The sequence below is a fragment of the Streptomyces sp. Mut1 genome (assembly GCF_030719295.1).
GTDB lineage: Bacteria > Actinomycetota > Actinomycetes > Streptomycetales > Streptomycetaceae > Streptomyces > Streptomyces castrisilvae.
Genome location: NZ_CP120997.1, coordinates 3,708,748 through 3,726,007, shown reverse-complemented (window position 1 = coordinate 3,726,007; position 17,260 = coordinate 3,708,748). Strand labels below are relative to the sequence as shown.

Annotated in this window: 21 protein-coding genes; 13 read left to right on the top strand and 8 right to left on the bottom strand. The window is 69.1% G+C overall.

Annotated features, from left to right (window positions below):
- Nucleotides 1–8 precede the first annotated feature (8 nt).
- Nucleotides 9–476 carry an ATP-binding protein gene (locus P8A18_RS16055; RefSeq protein WP_306055346.1) on the bottom strand — a complete coding sequence of 156 codons (468 nt, stop codon included), beginning with the start codon at nucleotides 474–476 and terminating at the stop codon, nucleotides 9–11.
- A 263-nt stretch (nucleotides 477–739) separates the two neighbouring features.
- On the opposite strand from P8A18_RS16055, the gene P8A18_RS16050 reads away from it, so the two are divergent.
- On the top strand, nucleotides 740–1,618 hold the full coding sequence (locus tag P8A18_RS16050; protein ID WP_306055344.1) for a helix-turn-helix domain-containing protein: 879 nt from the start codon (nucleotides 740–742) through the stop codon (nucleotides 1,616–1,618).
- A 2-nt stretch (nucleotides 1,619–1,620) separates the two neighbouring features.
- Nucleotides 1,621–1,800, top strand: coding sequence for a DUF397 domain-containing protein (locus P8A18_RS16045; protein WP_306055342.1), 180 nt, complete (start codon nucleotides 1,621–1,623; stop codon nucleotides 1,798–1,800).
- 28 nt (nucleotides 1,801–1,828) lie between these two features.
- Here the strand turns inward: P8A18_RS16045 and P8A18_RS16040 are convergent, their stop codons facing one another.
- Nucleotides 1,829–2,392, bottom strand: a complete 564-nt coding sequence (locus tag P8A18_RS16040; RefSeq protein WP_306055340.1) for a putative immunity protein — start codon at nucleotides 2,390–2,392, stop codon at nucleotides 1,829–1,831.
- A 102-nt stretch (nucleotides 2,393–2,494) separates the two neighbouring features.
- Here P8A18_RS16040 and P8A18_RS16035 point away from each other — a divergent pair, with 102 nt between their 5' ends.
- Nucleotides 2,495–2,950 (top strand): VOC family protein, encoded by a 456-nt coding sequence (locus P8A18_RS16035; protein ID WP_306055338.1) that lies wholly within the window; start codon nucleotides 2,495–2,497, stop codon nucleotides 2,948–2,950.
- 57 nt (nucleotides 2,951–3,007) lie between these two features.
- Here the strand turns inward: P8A18_RS16035 and P8A18_RS16030 are convergent, their stop codons facing one another.
- Together P8A18_RS16030 and eno are read right to left on the bottom strand one after the other, a co-directional pair.
- On the bottom strand, nucleotides 3,008–3,898 hold the full coding sequence (locus P8A18_RS16030; protein WP_306055337.1) for a bifunctional helix-turn-helix transcriptional regulator/GNAT family N-acetyltransferase: 891 nt from the start codon (nucleotides 3,896–3,898) through the stop codon (nucleotides 3,008–3,010).
- 141 nt (nucleotides 3,899–4,039) lie between these two features.
- Nucleotides 4,040–5,320, bottom strand: a complete 1,281-nt coding sequence (eno, locus tag P8A18_RS16025; RefSeq protein ID WP_306055336.1) for a phosphopyruvate hydratase — start codon at nucleotides 5,318–5,320, stop codon at nucleotides 4,040–4,042.
- 167 nt (nucleotides 5,321–5,487) lie between these two features.
- Here eno and P8A18_RS16020 point away from each other — a divergent pair, with 167 nt between their 5' ends.
- Entirely contained in the window at nucleotides 5,488–5,910 is a 423-nt protein-coding gene (locus P8A18_RS16020; protein WP_018553806.1) for a MarR family winged helix-turn-helix transcriptional regulator, read from the top strand.
- 55 nt (nucleotides 5,911–5,965) lie between these two features.
- On the opposite strand, the gene P8A18_RS16015 is transcribed toward P8A18_RS16020, so the two are convergent.
- Entirely contained in the window at nucleotides 5,966–6,514 is a 549-nt protein-coding gene (locus P8A18_RS16015) for a DUF1062 domain-containing protein (protein WP_306055335.1), read from the bottom strand.
- Between the two features lie 385 nt (nucleotides 6,515–6,899).
- Nucleotides 6,900–7,799, bottom strand: coding sequence for a D-alanyl-D-alanine carboxypeptidase family protein (locus P8A18_RS16010; protein WP_306055334.1), 900 nt, complete (start codon nucleotides 7,797–7,799; stop codon nucleotides 6,900–6,902).
- Nucleotides 7,800–8,090: 291 nt separating this feature from the next.
- Between P8A18_RS16010 and P8A18_RS16005 the strand changes: the two genes are divergently transcribed.
- The 3 genes from P8A18_RS16005 (at nucleotide 8,091) to P8A18_RS15995 (ending at nucleotide 10,624) form a co-directional block, all read left to right on the top strand.
- The gene (locus tag P8A18_RS16005; RefSeq protein WP_306055333.1) at nucleotides 8,091–8,411 is read left to right on the top strand and encodes a hypothetical protein; all 321 of its coding nucleotides are present in this window, start codon (nucleotides 8,091–8,093) and stop codon (nucleotides 8,409–8,411) included.
- Between the two features lie 219 nt (nucleotides 8,412–8,630).
- On the top strand, nucleotides 8,631–9,317 hold the full coding sequence (locus P8A18_RS16000; RefSeq protein WP_026250017.1) for a GntR family transcriptional regulator: 687 nt from the start codon (nucleotides 8,631–8,633) through the stop codon (nucleotides 9,315–9,317).
- Nucleotides 9,314–10,624 carry an MFS transporter gene (locus P8A18_RS15995; protein ID WP_306055331.1) on the top strand — a complete coding sequence of 437 codons (1,311 nt, stop codon included), beginning with the start codon at nucleotides 9,314–9,316 and terminating at the stop codon, nucleotides 10,622–10,624. The genes P8A18_RS16000 and P8A18_RS15995 overlap by 4 nt, the downstream gene beginning before the upstream one ends.
- An 84-nt stretch (nucleotides 10,625–10,708) precedes the next feature.
- Here P8A18_RS15995 and P8A18_RS15990 read toward each other — a convergent pair whose 3' ends face one another.
- Nucleotides 10,709–11,533, bottom strand: a complete 825-nt coding sequence (locus P8A18_RS15990; RefSeq protein WP_306055330.1) for a maleylpyruvate isomerase family mycothiol-dependent enzyme — start codon at nucleotides 11,531–11,533, stop codon at nucleotides 10,709–10,711.
- 184 nt (nucleotides 11,534–11,717) lie between these two features.
- Between P8A18_RS15990 and P8A18_RS15985 the strand changes: the two genes are divergently transcribed.
- Nucleotides 11,718–12,521 carry a carbon-nitrogen family hydrolase gene (locus P8A18_RS15985; protein ID WP_306055329.1) on the top strand — a complete coding sequence of 268 codons (804 nt, stop codon included), beginning with the start codon at nucleotides 11,718–11,720 and terminating at the stop codon, nucleotides 12,519–12,521.
- Between the two features lie 55 nt (nucleotides 12,522–12,576).
- Here P8A18_RS15985 and P8A18_RS15980 read toward each other — a convergent pair whose 3' ends face one another.
- On the bottom strand, nucleotides 12,577–13,068 hold the full coding sequence (locus P8A18_RS15980) for an LURP-one-related/scramblase family protein (RefSeq protein ID WP_306055328.1): 492 nt from the start codon (nucleotides 13,066–13,068) through the stop codon (nucleotides 12,577–12,579).
- Nucleotides 13,069–13,316: 248 nt separating this feature from the next.
- Between P8A18_RS15980 and P8A18_RS15975 the strand changes: the two genes are divergently transcribed.
- The 5 genes from P8A18_RS15975 to P8A18_RS15955 all read left to right on the top strand — a co-directional run bounded on the left by P8A18_RS15975 (nucleotide 13,317) and on the right by P8A18_RS15955 (nucleotide 17,189).
- Entirely contained in the window at nucleotides 13,317–14,849 is a 1,533-nt protein-coding gene (locus P8A18_RS15975) for a recombinase family protein (RefSeq protein ID WP_306055325.1), read from the top strand.
- A 12-nt stretch (nucleotides 14,850–14,861) separates the two neighbouring features.
- Nucleotides 14,862–15,050: a hypothetical protein gene (locus P8A18_RS15970; RefSeq protein WP_306055324.1), complete on the top strand. Its 189-nt coding sequence runs from the start codon at nucleotides 14,862–14,864 to the stop codon at nucleotides 15,048–15,050.
- A 606-nt stretch (nucleotides 15,051–15,656) separates the two neighbouring features.
- On the top strand, nucleotides 15,657–15,851 hold the full coding sequence (locus P8A18_RS15965) for a hypothetical protein (protein WP_306055323.1): 195 nt from the start codon (nucleotides 15,657–15,659) through the stop codon (nucleotides 15,849–15,851).
- Nucleotides 15,852–15,864: 13 nt separating this feature from the next.
- The gene (locus P8A18_RS15960; RefSeq protein ID WP_306055321.1) at nucleotides 15,865–16,359 is read left to right on the top strand and encodes a DUF6879 family protein; all 495 of its coding nucleotides are present in this window, start codon (nucleotides 15,865–15,867) and stop codon (nucleotides 16,357–16,359) included.
- Nucleotides 16,356–17,189 (top strand): helix-turn-helix domain-containing protein, encoded by an 834-nt coding sequence (locus tag P8A18_RS15955; RefSeq protein WP_306055319.1) that lies wholly within the window; start codon nucleotides 16,356–16,358, stop codon nucleotides 17,187–17,189. Before P8A18_RS15960 ends, P8A18_RS15955 begins: the two co-directional genes overlap by 4 nt.
- Nucleotides 17,190–17,260 lie beyond the last annotated feature (71 nt).

The window sequence follows — 17,260 nt, the reverse complement described above, 5'->3', positions numbered from 1 at the left end:
CGCGGATCTCACCCCGCGTGCGGTGCGGAGCGCACGATCAGCATGTCCGGGTGCCGAAGGGCGAGTTCGGCGAACACGGTCTTCCCGATGGTGCGCGGCTCAACCCCCCAACGGTCGGCGATCGCGTCCACGATGAGCAGCCCGCGCCCGTAGCACTCATCGCTGTCGGCCGAGCGGATCCCGGGCAGACGCTCGCCCCGGGGATCGGTGACCTCGATACGGAGCGCGTCGGCGGTGAGGGTGAGACGCACCCGGAAGAGCCGCCCGCGCAGGCTGCCGTGCAGCAGGGCGTTGGTGGCCAACTCGCTGACCAGGAGGGCGACTTCTCCGGCCCGCCGCGGGTGCCCCCACGCGGTGACGAGTCGCGCGGCGCGCCGGCGGGCGAGGGAGACGCTGCGGGCGGTGGGCGTGTAGTCGAGCCGGTCCTCCTGGAGCGGGGTCTCGGGAACGGGCGCCTCTTCGGGGGCTGCGGTCATGGTCGCGCGCCTTTCTGGGGTCGGGTGCGGTGGGTGGTGGGGTGCGGTGGGCGGTGGGCGGCGGTGGCAGTGCCGGGCCTGCGCGCGGGTGGGGGTGCGGGTGGGCAGGGCGGTGCACTTCCGCCGGATGCTAGCGCTGCGCCAGCGGATCTGTACTGAACGTAGCGACCCTCTAGCGTTGGGGGCAAGTGAAACGGAGACAATTGTCCCCAACGGGTGAGGGGAGGTCGACGGTCGAGCCCCTGGCGCGAGAGACTGAGCCGGTGAATCGAGCGACTCAGCAAGGCAATCGGTCGTCAACTGTCCTGGGCCGCAGGCTCGGTAGCGAGCTGCTGCGTTTGCGGGACGCCTCGGGCAAGACCCAGCAGCAGGCTGCTCAGGTGATCAGTGCGACCAACTCGAAGATCGTCAAGATGGAGCGAGGTTGGGTGCCGATGCGGGACCCGGACATCCGTACGCTCTGCGAGTTCTACGGCCTTGCTGACGCGAAGCTCGTCAACCGCTTGCTGGAGGTGGCCCGGTTGGACCGGGAGCGCCGCAAGGCGAAGGGCTGGTGGAATCAGTACCCGGAGCTGCGATCGCTCGTTGAGTACGTCGCGCTCGAAGACATCGCGACGCAGATCAGAACCTGGCAAGGCGCCTTCGTACCGGGGCTGCTCCAGACACCCGACTACGCCAGGGCGCTCGCCGTCGGCAACGCGGACTGGGATGACCCGGAGGAGATCGAGCGCTTTGTCGAGGCCAAGATCGCCCGTCAGGAACGGCTGGCGGACAGCAACCCGCTTGCCTTGTGGGCGATCGTCTCGGAAGGAGCCCTTCGTCAGCTGGTCGGTGGCCGCGATGTGATGCGCGCACAGTTGGAGCGCCTGTCAGAGGCAGCGAACGAGCCAAATGTCACGGTGCAAGTTGTTCCGTTTCTCGCCGGCTCGCACCCAGGTATGACGGGCGCTTTCAGCGTCGTATCCTTCGCTGAACCAGGGGCGATGGACGTGGTTTACATGGACACCACGTCGTCTACGCTGTGGTTGGAGAGCGAGACGGACGCCGAGCGCCACAACGTCACGTTCGGTCGTATCGCCAGAAACGGACTCGCTCCTCGCGACTCCATCGCTCTGATGGGGCGTATCCGCAAGGAGTTGTAGCCGTGCCGCACTTCGAGTTCGTCAAGTCCAGCTACAGCAGTGGAAACGGCGAGTGCGTCGAAGTTGCGCGCAACGTCCCCGGCATGGTCGCCGTGCGGGACTCCAAGCGGACAGCCGGTGGTGTACTGGTGGTCGCCCCCACCGCGTGGGACGCGTTCCAGGGGATCCTGCTCCAGCCGTAGGGGCGGTCACCGCCCCGCCCGCAAAGGGTCACCGCGTAAAGGTCAGCGCACGCAGGTCCGTGTCCAGTGCGCGGATCAGTTCGCCGACGCGCCCGCCGCCCGCCGGCGCCGCCGGGAAGCGTTTGAGTACGTCGACGGCGGTCGGCGTCGCGCGTCGCACCACGTGCTCAAGGTGCCGGGCGCCCACGCTCCGGTCGTCCTCGGCGACGAGTTCCGCTGCTCGGGCCGCATGCGCACCGGCTCCGAGGATGTGCTTGACCTGGGTGGCTTTGGCCAAGGGGTGCAGATACGCGGCGGCTGCCGCAGACATCGCCGCCCAAGCCGCCTCATGGGCAGCCGCGGTGTTCGTGCCCTTCGCCGCCTTGAGGGCCGCCGACGCCGTATCGCGCAGGGCCTTTCCTCGTTCACCGCCCCGGGCGAACGCCCACGCGGTTTCGACGGCGTCGCGAGGCCGTGAATCGTCCGGCTGATCCGCCTCGAACGTCCCCAGCGCCGCTTCGGCGCACATCGCGGCGAACGCGGTGACCTCACGTAGGTCCTGCCTGCTCAGAACGATTGCGCTCGCTTCACCCGTCATCGCTTCATTTTCCATGGCGCTGCGTCCCGGGGCGTCGCCGTGACGGCTCCGTCCGTGTTTCGTCAGGGCCCTGCCGCGGAGGGCGCTTGTGTCAGACCCGGCTGAAATGCTCCACGCATGGAGATGACCGTGCAGCTGACGATCGACTGCGCCGACCCGCAGCGGATGGTGGCCTTCTGGGCCGAGGCACTGGGCTATGTGCCCGAGCCCGCGCCGGACGGGTATGCCACGTGGCGGGCCTACTGGGCGGCGATGGGGGTGCCCGACGAGGAGTTGCCGGCCGGGGCCGGGGACGTACCGGAGTCGATCATCGATCCGGCGGGGCGTGGGCCGAGGGTGTGGTTCCAGCAGGTTCCGGAGCAGAAGGCCGCCAAGAACCGGTGGCACTTCGACCTGAAGGTCGGCGGGGGCCGTGACGTTCCGCTGGATGTCCGCACGCAGCGGGTCGACGGTGCGGTGGAACGGCTGGTGACGGCGGGCGCGACCGTGCTGCGGATCAAGGACGAGCCGGCCATGGGGCTCTACGCCGCCGCCATGCAGGACCCCGAGGGCAACGAGTTCGACGTCGTGTGAGGGGGTGGGGCGGTGCCGTACCGGCGGTCGCGCCCGCCGCGTCGGGGGCGTTGCCCCTCACGCCGTGGCGGGCAGCCGTTTCTCGAACCAGTGGTGGGCGTACGGCTCGTCGTTGAAGGCCGGGATCTCGGTGTAGCCGTTGGTGCGGTAGAGGTGGATGGCGGCTGCCAGGGCCTTGTTGGTGTCGAGCCGGACCAGGTCCCGGCCGTGGCTGACGGCCTGCTGTTCGAGGGTGGTCAGGATCCGCTTGGCCAGGCCCAGACCCCGGGCGCGGGGCGAGACCCACAGGCGCTTGACCTCCGCCGGGGCGTCGGCCGGGAGCTTGAGCCCGGCGGCGCCGACCGGTTCGCCGTGCAGGCGGGCCACGAGGAAGAGGCCGCGTGGCGTGCGGAGTTCGCCCGGGTCGGGGAGCAGGCTGTTCGCGGGGTCGAAGCCGAAGAGGGCACCCAGTTCGTCGGTGAAGCCGCGCAGGCAGTGGACCGCGTCCGGGTGGTCCGGGTCGAGGACGTCCAGGGAGACCGTGGAGGCGGTCAGCAGCCGCTCGACCTCCTCCATCGCCGCGAGGAGCCGGTCCCGCTGCTTGGCGTCGAGCGGGTCGAGCAGGGACGCGGCGAGCGCGTCGCTACGGGCGTCGAGCTGGGTCCGCTCCCGCCATCCGGCCTCGGTCAGCCGCACCGTACGCACGCGCCGGTCCTCGGCGTGGGTCTCCACGGTGACGAGGCCGTCGCGCTCCAGGGCGCGCAGGAGGCGGCTCGCGTATCCGGAGTCGAGCCCGAGCCGGGCCCGTACGCTCCGGACGTCATGCGTCTCGCCGTCCCCGATCTGCCAGAGCAGCCGCGCCTGCCCGTAGGGGCGCGTGCCGTCCAGGTAGTGATCCTGTAGTACGCCTACGCGCTCCGCGACCGTCCGGTTGAAGCGTCGCACTTGCTTGATCTGGTCCGCTGCCACTCTCTGACCTTAGTCAGGTAATTACGGCGGGGGCAACGCTTCGCGACGGGATGAGCCGCCTGCCCCCGCCCTGTAGCTGGCCGCACTCCTCGCGGCGGCCGGGCACGAGGCGGTGCAGGCGCTCAGTGGGCCGGGCGGGGGCTACCGGCGGCGCAGCGCCTCCGCCCCCGCGTACCGGGCGCCGGCGCCCAACTCCTCCTCGATGCGGATCAGCTGGTTGTACTTGGCGGTGCGGTCGGAGCGGGACAGTGAGCCCGTCTTGATCTGGCCGCAGCCCGTGGCCACCGCCAGGTCCGCGATCGTGGTGTCCTCCGTCTCGCCGGAGCGGTGGGACATGACCACCGTGTAGCCCGCGCGGTGGGCCGTGGCGACCGTGGTCATCGCCTCCGTCAGGGTGCCGATCTGGTTGACCTTCACGAGGACGGAGTTGGCGACCCCGGTGGCGATGCCCTCGCGCAGGAGCGTGTCGTTCGTGCAGAACACGTCGTCCCCGGTGAGCTGGCAGCGGTCTTTGACGCGGGCGGTCAGCTCGCGCCAGCCGTTCAGGTCGTCCTCGGCCATCGCGTCCTCGATCGACACGATGGGGTAGGCGTCGATCAGCCCGACCAGGTAGTCCGCGTGCTCGGCCGGGGTGCGGCGTACGCCCTCGCCCGCGTAGTCGTAGACGCCGTCGTGGAAGAACTCCGACGTCGCGGGGTCCATGACCAGGCCGATGTCCGTGCCCGGCCGGTATCCCGTGCGTTCGACGGCGGCCACGACGAAGTCCAGCGCCTCCTCGGCGGTACGCAGGGCCGGCGCGAAGCCGCCCTCGTCGCCGACGCCCGTGGAGTGGCCGGCGGCGAGCAGGTCACGGCGCAGGGTGTGGAAGATCTCCGAGCCCATCCGGACGGCCTCGGCGAACGTCTCGGCGCCGATCGGGGCGATCATGAACTCCTGGAAGTCCAGCGGATTGTCCGCGTGCGCGCCCCCGTTGACGATGTTCATCATCGGTACGGGCAGCAGCCGGGCGTCCGACCCGCCCAGGTACCGGTACAGCGGCAGGCGATGCGCGGCCGCCGCGGCCTTGGCGGCCGCCAGGGAGACGCCCAGGATCGCGTTGGCGCCGAGCCTGGCCTTGGTGGCGGTGCCGTCCGCGGCGACGAGGGCGGCGTCGAGCCCGGCCTGATCCTCCGCTTCCCGGCCGATGACGGCTTCGGTCAGCTCCGTGTTGACGTGGTGAACGGCCTGGTCGACGCCCTTGCCGTGCCAGCGGGCCGGGTCGCCGTCGCGGAGTTCGACGGCCTCGCGGGCGCCGGTGGAGGCGCCGGAGGGGACCGCGGCCCGGCCGAGCGAGCCGTCCGCCAGCTCCACGTCCACCTCGACGGTGGGGTTGCCCCTGCTGTCGAGGACGCGGCGGCCGGTGACTGAGGTGATGGCGGTCATGGGAGTCCTTCCCGTTGTCGCGTGCCGCGGTCCGGCTGCGACGACGGTGGCGCGGGACCCGGCGGGACAACTCTACAGCAATGCTGTTCAGTAAGGCTGTTTAGTTGTGCTGAACAGCTCTGCTGCGCAGTCTGCTGTTCCGTTTCCGCCCCGGGATAAAGTGCGGTATGCCCCTCCCGGAATCCGCCTCCATCGCCGCCGAACTGCGCACAGCGATGGGCAAGCTCACCCGCCGCGTGAAGCTTGAGGACCAGATGCCGCTCGGCCAGGTGGCCGTCCTCGGCGAGCTGGACCGCAACGGCGCCATGACGACCAGCGAACTCGCCGCAGGTCAGCGGGTCCGTCCGCAGTCCATGGCGCGTGCCGTCGGGCTGCTCATGGAGCAGGGGCTCATCACGCGCCGCGCTCACCCGACCGACGGGCGCAAGAGCCTGGTCGAGCTGTCGGACGCCGGGCGCGCGCTCCTGGAGGAGGAGCGGGAGCGGCGGGCCGACTGGCTCGCCCGCGCCATCGACGCGGAATTGAGCGACGAGGAACGGGAGTTGCTGGCGGCCGCGATCGGGCTCGTCGTGCGGGTCGCCGCGCACTGAGCGCTGAGCCGGCCGGGGACGGGCGCGCCGTTCACCCCCCGCCTCCGGCCGCCCCTCACCGCTTCAGCAGGAAGCCGAAGTCGCCCGTGAGTTTGCCGGTCAGGCGGGCGGGGGAGACGAGTTTGCCCTCCGACAGCAGGCGTTCCGTCTCCGCCCGGGAGAGGCCGCAGCCGTCCGCGATCAGGCGCAGCGGCCGTACCGGTATCCGCGCCCCGAAGGTGACCGATACGTCGATCACCTCGCGGTCCGAGTGGTCCTGGCCCCGGGTGTCCAGGCGCCAGGCGCCGGTCCAGTCGAGGGCCACGCGGTTGCGCCGCCGCACGACCGGGTCCTGAAGCAGCTCGGCCGCCAGGGCCGGATCGTTGGCGTGCATACGGTCCAGCAGCTCAGGCCGTACGGAGCGGACGTGCGCCCGCTCCAGGACCGTGAGCCTCGTGGTGTCCCCGCACCCCGTGCAGAGCGCGAGGAGCCAGGCGTCGAGCAGCTTGTGGTGGGCGTTGACGCGGAATTTGCCGTTCGCGCGGAAGCTTCCGGACGCGCACGTGTGGCAGCGGCGCAGGACGACGGGCAGGCGTGTGGGCATGACGGCCCAATGGATGAGCACAGGAGTACACCGGTTTCAGTGTGAGAAATCCGCAGCGGGAAGCAGCGCGGCGCACAACAGGCGCGACGCGCGACAGATCAGCAGTGGGGAGGTCTCACGCGATGTACAACGGACGCCCTTTCATGGACGGCGGGGGCGGCGGGCCCGCATGCCACGGATGGCCGGCCCGGCAGCAAGGTAGCCGGGGGCCGCGGGGCTGTTCCACCGGTTTTTCCCCTGCCTCCGACGCGCCCGGCCGAGGAGGTCGTGGTGATCGCCAGGACTGCGAAGAGGACTGGGGTGTGGGGGAACGACGGACGGGAAGGGCGGGGCGGCTTCGGGACCGAACGGGCCCCGCACGCCGTCGCGTGCGGGGCCCGTTCTTCGTACGGCCTGGCTTGTCGGCCTACTTCTTGAAGCCGTAGTCCATCAGCTTCTTCGCGTCCGCCGTGCGGTTCGCCTCGGACGACGAGGTCAGGACCGTACCGATCACCGTCTTGCCCTTGCGGGTCGCGGCGAAGACCAGGCAGTACTTGGCCGCCGGGCCCGAACCCGTCTTCACGCCGATCGTGCCGCTGTACGAGCCGAGCAGCTTGTTCGTGTTCGCCCACGACATGTAGCGGTAGCCGCCGCTCTTCGTCGTGACCTTCTGCTTCGTCGACTTGGTCTTCACGACCGTGCGGAACGTGGAGTACTTCATCGCACTGCTCGCGAGCTTCGTCAGGTCGCGCGGGGTCGAGTAGTTGGACCCGTTCCCTATGCCGTCGAACGAGTCGAAGTGCGTGTTCTTCAGGCCGAGCGTCTTCGCGGTGCTGTTCATCTTGCCGATGAACGACTTCACCCGCGCCGCGCGCGTCTTGCCGGAGCCGAACTTGTCGGCCAGGGCGTACGCCGCGTCGCAGCCCGAGGGCAGCATCAGGCCGTACAGCAGCTGACGGACGGTGACCTTGTCGCCGACGATCAGACGGGCCGAGGACGCGCCCTTGGAGACGATGTAGTCGCTGTACGCCTTCTGGATCGTGACCTTGGAGTCCAGGTTCAGGCCCTTCTGGGCCAGCACCACACGGGCGGTCATGATCTTCGTGGTGGAACCGGTGGAGCGACGGGTGTCCGCGGCCTTGGTGAACAGGGTCTTTCCGGTGCCGTTGTTCATCACGAAGCCGCCCTTGGCGACGATCGAGGGCGCCTTCGGCGTGGCGGCCTGTGCGGTGGAGGCGAACGCGCCGCCCGCGAGGAGGGCGCCCGCCGTGAGGGCGACCGTGGCGGTCGCGGAAGCGCGCCTTATGCCCTTAATGCCGAGTTTCAACTTAAACGCTCCAAATGCCCCTGGAATGCGGCCACATGAGGGTGCCGCTGCGCTGGTAAGACGGATGACCGCACTCCTTGGTTGTGGCCCACGACGGGGTGATTTTTTACGACATCCGGACGCCGCGAGCAGGGCCGTGGCGGCCGAGCGGCGATCGGGCTCGGTGGCCAGGGGCTACCATCGGCCTCACATCCGAGGCCCTGTGCGGGAGGTCCGGCACGGGGATCGGCGAGCCGGCCCGACGCACCGCAGCGACAGGTGCGCCGAGCGCCCCAGAGGCCGGAGGTAACCGTGGACGATGTCGTGCGTGCGCAGGAGTCCGTCAGGGCGTACGGCGAGCTTCTCGCCGTCGCCGAGCGCCTGGAGGCGCTGCGGCAGCTGGGGGATGACGGGGTCGAGGCGCATACGACGGCCGCCCTGCACGCGGTGCGGTTCGCCGCGACGATCCTGTGGCGGACCGTGCCGGATGTGCCGCTGCCCGCCTACCAGCAGGACGACGAGCGCCTGCTCGAACTGGCCGCGCACTGGCGCGAGGCGGCGCTCGGACTGGGCGAGTTCGCGCCCCAGCGCCCCGTGCTCCGACTGGTGGGGGACGACACGCCGCCCGCGTAGCGGCGGGCGCCCGGGGGTCGCCCGGCCGGGGCGGCTCGGTCCGCGCCGGCTCCCGGGGTCGTACCTGCTCCCGGCTCCGCGCGGGCCCCTGAGCGGTCCCGGACCCCTGCTCGCGCGGGCCCCTGGGCGGTCCCCTGGCGGTCCCGATCCCCACCCCCGCGCCGGCTCACATCGTGGACGGGCGGACGGTTGCGTGCATGTTGTATCTATGCTGTGTGCATGCCTGCCCCCGCACCCTCCACGTCCCCCGCCCCCGCACGCCCGCCCGTGAAGCGGCCCCCGGCCGCCGAGCGCGTCTACACGCACGTCAAGGACGCGGTCCTGGACCGCCGTTACGAAGGCGGCACGCTGCTGACCGAAGGCAGTCTCGCGGAGGCCGTGGGGGTCTCGCGCACCCCGGTGCGCGAGGCGCTGCTGCGGCTGGAGGTCGAGGGGCTGATCAAGCTCTACCCCAAGAAGGGCGCCCTGGTCCTCGCCGTCTCGGCCCAGGAGATCGCGGACGTGGTGGAGACCCGGCTGCTCGTCGAGGAATTCGCCGCGCGCAAGGCCGTGCCCGCCTCCGCCCAGCTCATCAGCCGTCTGGAAGGGCTCCTGGAGGAGCAGCGGCAGCTCTCCGAGGCCGGTGATCTGGCCGCCGTCTCCGTGAAGGACCGCTGCTTCCACGCCGAGATCGTCCGCCACGCGGGCAACGAGATCCTGTCCCGCCTCTACGACCAGCTGCGCGACCGCCAGTTGCGGATGGGCGTCGCCGTCATGGAGGCCCACCCCGGCAGGATCGCCGCCAACATCGCGGAGCACAGCGAGCTGCTGGAGGCGATCAGGGCCGGTGACGCGGAAGGCGCCGCACAGGTCGTGCGCCGCCACGTCAGCCGGGTCAAGGTGCTGGTCAGGGGTGAGGACCGGTGAGTTCCGCCGCCGCGCCCACCCTGCCCGTGCCCGGCGACCCGCCCGGCGGCCGGCGTGCCGCCCGGGTCTGGGGCATCGGCGTCGCCGTCTACTTCGTCGCCATCATCTTCCGCACCAGCCTCGGCGTCGCCGGGCTCGACGCCGCCGACCGGTTCGACGTCAACGCCTCGGCGCTCTCCACCTTCTCCATCCTCCAGCTCCTGGTCTACGCGGGCATGCAGATACCCGTCGGCCTGATGGTCGACCGGCTCGGCACCAAGAAGGTCCTCGCGCTCGGGGCCGTCCTGTTCACGCTCGGCCAGCTCGGCTTCGCGCTCTCCCCCTCGTACGGCACCGCGCTCGCCTCGCGCGCGCTGCTGGGCTGCGGCGACGCGATGACGTTCATCAGCGTGCTGCGGTTGGGCACGCGCTGGTTCCCCGCCCGGCGCGGCCCCATGATCGGGCAGGTCGCCGCCCTCTTCGGCATGGCGGGCAACCTCGTCTCGACGCTGGTCATCGCCCGCGCCCTGCACGGCTTCGGCTGGACCACCACCTTCGTCGGCAGCTCGCTGGCCGGGGTCGTGGTGCTGGTGCTGCTCCTGCTCTTCCTGAAGGACCACCCCGAGGGCCACGAGCCGCCGCCGGTCCAGCACGCGGGCGGGGCGTACGTACGCAAGCAGATCGCCGCCGCCTGGCGGGAGCCCGGCACCCGGCTCGGGATGTGGGTGCACTTCACGACGCAGTTCCCGGCCATGGTGTTCCTGCTGCTGTGGGGCATGCCGTTCCTGGTCGAGGACCAGGGGCTGAGCCGGGGGACCGCCGGAGAGCTGCTGACCCTGGTGGTGCTCTCCAACATGGCGGTCGGGCTCGTCTACGGGCAGGTCATCGCCCGTCACCACGCGGCCCGCGTCCCCCTCGCGCTGGGCACGGTCGGCACGACGGCCACGCTGTGGGCGTCGGTCATCTTCCACCCGGGGCACCACGCGCCGATGTGGCTGCTGGTCGTGTTGTGCGTGGTGCTCGGCGCCTGCGGGCCCGCCTCGATGATCGGCTTCGACTTCTCCCGCCCGGCCAACCCGCCCGAGCGCCAGGGCACCGCGTCCGGCATCGTCAACATGGGCGGCTTCGTCGCCTCGATGACCACGCTGCTGGCCGTCGGCGTACTACTGGACGCGACCGGCGACAACTACCGCGTCGCGTTCGCCTCGGTCTTCGTCCTGGAGGCGCTGGGGGTCGCCCAGATCCTGCGGCTGCGCCTCAAGGCCGCGCACCGGGAGCGGGAGCACCACGTGATCAGCCGCGTGGAGGCCGTGCACGTCCCTGCCTGACCCGCCCGGATCACCCCGGACACGGCGGCGCGCCCGTCCCCCTCCGCGGGGGCGGGCGCCGCTGTTGCCGGGTACGGCTTCGTGCTACGGGGTGACCGCGAAGTGCTGGAGGATGGCGTCGGCCAGGTCCTGGTCGCCCTCGGTCTTGATCCGGTCCGCGACCGCGTTCGGCCGTACCCGCCCGCAGGCCAGCCGGACGTACGTCTCCCAGTCCATCGACAGCGTCGCGGCCGGGCCGAGCGACGGGGAGCCGTCCACCGAACCGCGGCCCTCGGCGTCGACCCGTACCGTGCGCAGGAACTCCACCGGACCGTGCACGTCCAGCACCACCGCCGAGTTGGGCGGAGCGCCGGCGCTCGCGGCCACCACCTTCGGCAGCCCCATCAGCAGGGAGTCCCGGGTGATGGCGGCACCGGGGGAGTCCAGGTTGCCGGGCTTGCCCAGCGTCGTGCGCAGGTCCTGCTCGTGCACCCAGACGTCGAACGCACGCATGCGCAGCGCCGTTTCCAGGGTCTGCTCGGCCCCCAGCGGGGCCCGCGTCATGGTCTCCGGGTCACGGGACTCGTTGCGCAGCTGCCGGGACCGGCGAATGATCGTGTACTCCAGCTCGGAGGTCATCTCCGGCGCGGTGTGGTGGCGCCTGACGTCGACCTGCATCTCCATGTAGCGGGCGAAGTCGCTCTGCACGTGGAAGAGGTCGCGCGGCAGGGTGTGGATCGGACGCGGGTCGCCGAGCTGCTCGCACTCCATACCGATGATGTGCGAGACGATGTCGCGCACCGACCAGTTGGGGCAGGGAGTACGGCCGTTCCACTCCGCCTCGGTGAGCGGGCTCACCAGCTCGGCTATCGACTCGATGGAATGGGTCCAGGCGTCGGCGTAGGTCTGGAGGCTGGGATGGACGGTCACGGGACCCCTCGTGCGGTTCTGCGGTGCATGGGCTGGAGAACTGGGCGCGGACGGTCGGGCTGCGGGCTGTGAGCGGCGATGAGCCTTGGTGGCTAAGTTACGCTGCGAGCAGGCACCCCGGCAGTGCTTTCGTGTGACGATCGTAGGCCCGTGTTGACAACTCGAATGCCAGGACGGTGGTAGTGTGCGCGCCTCCCTCATCCAGATCGCAGTAGACCCGGACGAACCCGTCGATTCCCGCCGGGAACGCGCCGCCTCCCTGGTCGCGGCGCAGCGGGGCGCGGATCTGGTGGTGCTTCCCGAGCTGTGGCCGGTGGGGGCGTTCGCCTACACGTCGTTCGAGGACCAGGCAGAACCCCTGACGGGCCCGACGCACACGGTCATGGCCGAGGCGGCCGCCGGCGCCGGGGTCTGGCTGCACGCCGGTTCCTTCGTGGAGCGGGCCGATGACGGCGTCCTCTACAACACCACGCTCGTCTTCACGCCCGAGGGCGAACGGGCCGCCGCCTACCGCAAGATCCACCGCTTCGGATTTGATCAGGGCGAGGCGGTCATGATGGGCGCCGGCGAGGACCTGGTGACCGTCGCCCTTCCACGGACCACCCTCGGCCTCGCCACCTGCTACGACCTCCGCTTCCCCGAGATGTTCCGGGGTCTGGTCGACGCGGGCGCCGAGACCCTGGTCGTCGCGGCCGGCTGGCCGGAGCGCCGCCGCGCCCACTGGAGCCTGCTCGCCCGCGCCCGCGCCGTCGAGAACCAGGCGTACGTCCTGGCCGTCGGCTCCGCCGGCACCCACGCCGGCGTCCAGCAGGCCGGGCACAGCGTCGTCGTCGACCCCTGGGGCGAGGTGCTCGCCGAGGCGGGCGCGGACGAGGAGGTGCTGACCGTGGAGTTCGACCCGGCCAAGGTCGCCGCGACCCGGGAGCAGTTCCCGGCCCTCAAGGACCGGCGCCTGGGACTGGCCGCGCCGAGGATCCAGCAGACCTGAAGGGCCGCTGTTTCACGTGAAACAGCGGCCCTTCAGGCGTGACTGCCCCGCGCGCTCAGTCGTCGTGCTCCTTCTCCGCGAGCACGATCACGCACACCGCCACCGCGATCAGCAGCGCCGGGTCGGCGTCCTCCCGCACGATGTCGATCCCGTAGGTGTCGCGGACGGTCAGCCAGCGACGGGAGATCTGGGCCAGCAGCTCCCCCTCGTAGTCCACCGCGAACTCGCGGTCCAGGATCTTGCCGCTGACGTCGAGCTCGGTGCCGTCCTTCAGGGTCACGCGGTAGTGGTTGCGCAGCAGCGACAGCCGCTTCCGCTTGATCTTGGCGAGGTGCTCGCCGTCCCGCTCGATCAGCATCGTGTCGCGCAGGCTGATCAGCTTCTGGCGGATCTCCACGACGACGCGGCCCTGCGCGTCCTTCAGCTCGAAGGTGTCGCGCAGCCGCATGGCCTTGCCGTCGACCAGGAAGACCTTGTGGCCGTCCGCGTCCTCGATCCAGTAGTCGTCGCCGATGCCGAAAATCCGCTCACGTACGAGAAGTCTCATGTCCCACAGGTTCCCCGAGGGGCCTGTGGAATGCGGGCACGCCACGGTGATGTTGACTGTTCACATGGCAACACGTGCGCGCGTCAGGGCCCCCGAACTCATCGGCAAGGGCGGCTGGCTCAATACAGGCGACCGGCAGTACACCCTCGCTGACCTGCGAGGACGCATTGTGATTTTGGATTTCGCATTGTGATTTTGGATTTCTGGATGTCCTGACCCATTGAGGGAACTCCAGATAGGGTGAACACGTGCATCACCACACCATCGCTGATCTGTATCTTCGCTTGTCGCTGGACCGGGAAGGCAAGACAGCGATCGACCGGCAAGAGGCCGACTGCCGTGCCTGGTGCGAACGGAACGGCATCACCGTTCGCAAGGTCCACATCGACCGGGGACGCTCCGGATACAAGACCGTCGCCCGCAAGGGGTTCGACGCCGCACTGACCGCTGTCACGTCTGGCATTGTCGGCGTGCTCGTGGTCTGGAAGCTCGACCGGCTCAGCAGGAAGGGCATCGGCGAAGTCGGTAAGGCGCTGGACGACATCGGCCGCGTCGGCGGGCGGCTCGTCAGCGTCATGGACGGGCTCGACACGAACAACGACAGCGCACGGGTGACTATCGCCCTGCTCGCTGAGCTTGCGCGAAACGAGTCACGGAACCTTGGTGTTCGGGTCAGCAGTGCGAAGCGGTATCTGCGGCAACGCGGACAGTGGATCGGGGGGCAGCCTCCTTACGGGCTCAAGGTGGACCCCAGCACGAAGAAGCTGACCCACGACCCTGAGACGGCTACGTACGCCCGTTTGATCGCGGATGAAGCGCTCAGCGGGAAGGCGCTTGTCCACGTCGCCCGGTTCCTGAACGAGCATGGCATCGAGTCGCCACGCGGTGGTGTCTGGAACTCATCCAGTGTTATGCAGTTGCTGCGCGCCCCTGCGTTTGCCGGCCTTATGCCGCAGACCGAATACAAGGAATCGGCGGACGGGACGCGGAAGTACAGCAGTAGGGTTGTGCCGTACCGCGACCCTGAAACGCTGGACACTGTGAGCATCGGCGAAGGGATCATCACAGTCGGGGAGCGGGAGCTGATTACCCGTCAGCTCGAATCGCGCACCTTCGCCGACGCCGGCAAGCGGCGCGGGCAAAAACAAGGCAACAACCTGCTCGTCGGTATTGCGCACTGTGGTCTGTGCGGGGCCCGCATGAGTCGGGCCGGTACCTCTTACGTTTGCAGTAACAATCGCATGGGGCGGGGCTGCGTAGGAGTTTCAGCGCGGGTGGAAGCCCTCGATGCATGGGTCGCTGGAGCGTTCCTGAGCCGGTTGCCCGCGCTTGAGCCGGAAGATCCGTTGCTGGCGGCCATTGCCGACCGATGGGTCAAGCGAGAGGACCCGGAAGTCTTCGCCAAGCGGGACGCCATGGAAGCGGAGATCAGTGACGAGGAAACCAGGCTCGCGGATCTAGAGGAAGCCCGCTACGTGCGCGGCGAGTTCAGTGGGCCGGGTGCTGTCGATCGGTACAACCGGCTGGCAGGGCGGCTTCAAGGGCGTATCGACGGCTTGCGCGGTGATCTGCGAAAGCTCCCCATGCCGGCCGTGGACATCAGCCCCCTGCTCGACGGGGGGCTACTGCGCGAAGCGTGGAGCAGCGGTGACGTGCCCGGTAGGCGCGAACGGCTCAAGCTTGCCATCGACAGCGTGACCGTCAGCAAAGGGAGGCGAGGGGTGCGCTTCGTCGGGCACGAACGATGCGTGATCAGGTGGGCGGACGCCGACAGGTCCTAGAGGCGGCAGCGCGTGAAGGCCACCGAGAGCAACCCGCACCGCCTTCTGGCCGCTGAGGTGCTCTACCTGACAGCCAGGCTCGAAGAGGCGTACGAAGCGCAGTACATGGGCGATGAGACCTTCCTGACGCGACAGCGCATCGCACGCCTGGAGGGTCTCCTTGCGGCGCTCCAGGGCTTCCCCGAGGTCATGAACAGTTAGCGGCGCCACACGGGCCCCCGGTCCAACTCGCGAACCAGTGGGAAGGGTCGGGGGACCCGACTCGACGCGGCACCGGCCGATGTGCGCCTTCTGTTACTACATGTTCGATCGGCTTGACCGCCGAGGTGTGACGGCGGCCGAGCACGAAGCAGCGATCCGGAAGGCGCAGAGACGCCGACCTTGACGCACTGATCGCCAAGGCGCTGGACGTGACCGACGACACGTAGCGGCCGCATGAAGTGGGCCGTGTGTGACGCCGCATCAGGACTTGCCGACCGGATCACCCGCAGCGGAGGGAACCCGGCCGCCCACCCGCTCTACCCGCTGTGGTGTGCCGCCTTCCGCCGCGACATCGGCTGTGCGCCGGGGGTGGACGAGACACCGTGGGGGGACATCCCTGACCTGCATCGCTGTACTCGCGCCCCGGACGCCTTCTGAGCGCCCCGCGGCACCCTCGAAGCCCTGTAGCTTCCCCGTGCTGGGGGCCAGTACGGGGCTTTTGCGCGCTGCCGGTTTCCCGTTCCCGAAAGTCAGGCCCCTTGCCTTGCCGGCACTCTCCCGGAACGATCGGGTGAACTGCCCGCTGACGAATGAGGGGAACACCTCGTGAAGGTAACCACACTCGCAACGACGTGCGACAAGAAGGATTGTCCCACGATCTACCAAACGGACCGTGGAACGATTCTCGTCCAGGGCGAGACGCCGGTCGATCACGGGCTCACGATCCCAGCGCACGAAACCCTTGTTGAAATCCCTGTCGAGCTGATCCGCGAAGCGTTCGGGGACAAGCTCAGTGGCTAAGACCCTGGGGGACATGTTCGACAACTTCCGGCGTGAGGCGTTCAGGCTGGAAACGCTCAGTGATTACAGCCGGTCGGGCAGTGTGGACGCGTACCGGATGTTCCTGGACGGGCGGCGGAAACCAGCGGACTACAACGCTGATTGGCTGGACGAGGTGCGAGGGCATGTCGCGGCCGGGCGCAGGGTTTACCGAGTGCATGTGCTTACGCGCCCGCTGACCCCGTATCTGCGGTTCGAGCTGGGGTGGGGGTACCAGACGAACGCGACAGCCGGCGAAGAGTTCTTCATTCTCGACACGACCGAACTGTGCAGCCCGGTAGCAGACGTTGGCGACTTCTGGTTGTTCGACTCAGTCGCGGCGGCGCCCATGTACTACAGCGATGATGGCAAGTTCCTCGGGGCTGATGTGCTACCGGATGAGCGGAGTGGGCAATACGTGACGCACAGAGACGTGGCGCTGTCCCGCGCTGTGCCGTTCGCGGACTGGTGGGCAAAGTACGCAGAGTGAACAGATCAGAGCTTGGGGCCGCGCTGCGGGTACTGCGGAACGCTTCCGGGAGGGAAGCCAAAGTGGTAGCCCGCAGCTCTGTTATGTCAGCAAGCAAGCTGAGCAAGATCGAGACGGGAAAGCTGCCCCCCAGCGCGGACGACGTCGACCGTATCCTGACCGCTATCGGCGTCTCGGACGACGTGAAAGCCGAATATCTGGATGCGGCCCGCGCGGTTGCGACGGAGACCACCGCATGGCGGCTGATTCAGCGTGCGGGACTCCACAAGGCTCAACAGCGTTTGCGAGGCGTAGAGGCACGCATGAGCCTCCTACGGCTGTTTCAGCCCGCGCTGGTTCCGGGTCTGCTTCAGACTCCGGAGTACACGCGTGCAATCCTGTCCCGTCACGATGATCTGTCGGAAGAAACCGTTCGCAGGACTGTGAGCGCGAGGCTCGAACGGCAGGAAGCCCTGTACGACGAGAACAAGCGCTTCTGCTTCGTGATCACAGAACCTGTCCTTCGGTGGCTCATCGTCCCGCCTATGGTCATGGTCGGTCAGCTTGACCGGATTGTCTCTGTATCCCGGCTGCCGAACATAGACGTTCGAGTGGTACCCCTGGCCGGGAGGAAGCACGACATTGCCAACCATGCGTTTGTGATCAGGGACGACCGAGCCGTCAGTGTTGAGACCGTGCATGCGGAAGTCGTGGTGACTGACCCCCGGGACGTCGCGCAGTACGTCACCAAGTTCGACGGATTTGCTCAAGCTGCCTTGGAGGGAGCTGCGTTGCGAAAGCTTCTGGTGTCCATCCGCGACGACCTGTTGCAGCAACGGGAAAGTGGCTAGGAAGCCCCCGGTTCGAGTCCCACGATGGCTCAAAAGACCACGAGTGGCGGGGAGTACCCATGGCGACCAAC